The following is a 1,000-nucleotide window of genomic DNA, read 5'->3' as shown; positions in this document are numbered from 1 at the left end:
GTGCGTTCGGTGGGGTGGGTGACCGCCGTCAGCGGCGACCGCGGGCTTCGACCGCGTCGCGCGCCTCGACCAGACTGGCCGTCGGATCCTGCTCGCGATACGCCTTGATGGCGTGGATCTTCTTGCCGCGCAGCAGATGCTCGTCGATCGCGGTGTAGTCGATGGCGTGGTCGGGATCGTCGATGCCGAGATGCTCGAGGATCAGATCGATCTTGCGTTCCAGCCGGCGGAGTTTGCGCTCGAAGCGGAGATTGTCGAACATCCCCCGACACTACCGGCGCGATCCGCCGATCGAGAGCTCCGCGCGACCGCGTCGATCCCACTGGTTGGGAGCGATTCGCCCTGGTGAAAGGGGTCATGGCGGCACCCGCTATGGTGGCCGGGACTCTCCTGTCAGCGCGGAGAGGACCACCCGCGCGTTATCGAAACGGAGCATGGATTTCATGAAACTCGCTGTCATTCCGGGCGACGGTATCGGCCCCGAGGTCATCGCCGAGGCCCTCAAGGTGCTCGATGTGGTGGTGCCCGGTGTCGAGAAGACCGCATACGACCTGGGAGCCAAGCGGTTCCATGCCACCGGCGAGATCCTCCCGGAGAACGTGATCCCGGAGCTCAAGCAGCACGACGCCATCCTGCTGGGCGCCATCGGCGACCCGTCGGTGCAGTCCGGCCTGCTCGAGCGCGGCCTGCTGCTGCGCACCCGCTTCGAGCTCGACCACCACGTGAACCTGCGCCCCTCGAAGCTGTACCCGGGCGTCACCAGCCCGCTGGCCTCGAACCCGGACATCGACTTCGTGGTCGTGCGTGAGGGCACCGAGGGCCCGTACACCGGCACCGGCGGCGCGATCCGCGTCAACACCCCGCACGAGGTGGCCACCGAGGTCTCCACCAACACCCGCTTCGGCGTCGAGCGCGTGGTTCGCTACGCCTTCGAGACCGCCCGCAAGCGCCGCAAGCACCTGACCCTGGTGCACAAGAACAACGTGCTGGCCTTCGCCGG

The 1,000-nt window shown here is 67.3% G+C and carries 2 protein-coding genes; one reads left to right on the top strand and one right to left on the bottom strand.

Translation table 11 applies throughout. The features are described 5' to 3' along the window. Window positions 1-28: 28 nt before the first annotated feature. Complete coding sequence (locus tag ACIRS4_RS39475; protein ID WP_404205294.1) at window positions 29-262, bottom strand: hypothetical protein; 234 nt, start codon at window positions 260-262, stop codon at window positions 29-31. A 181-nt stretch (window positions 263-443) separates the two neighbouring features. Between ACIRS4_RS39475 and ACIRS4_RS39470 the strand changes: the two genes are divergently transcribed. Then, window positions 444-1,000, top strand: a 557-nt coding sequence (locus tag ACIRS4_RS39470; RefSeq protein WP_404205292.1) for an isocitrate/isopropylmalate family dehydrogenase, incomplete at its 3' end; no start/stop codon positions are given.

The sequence above is a fragment of the Streptomyces sp. NPDC101166 genome (assembly GCF_044768125.1).
Classification (GTDB): Bacteria; Actinomycetota; Actinomycetes; order Streptomycetales; family Streptomycetaceae; genus Streptomyces.
Note: the sequence above shows the minus strand (reverse complement) of the source record. Positions and strands in the feature narration are given on the sequence as shown.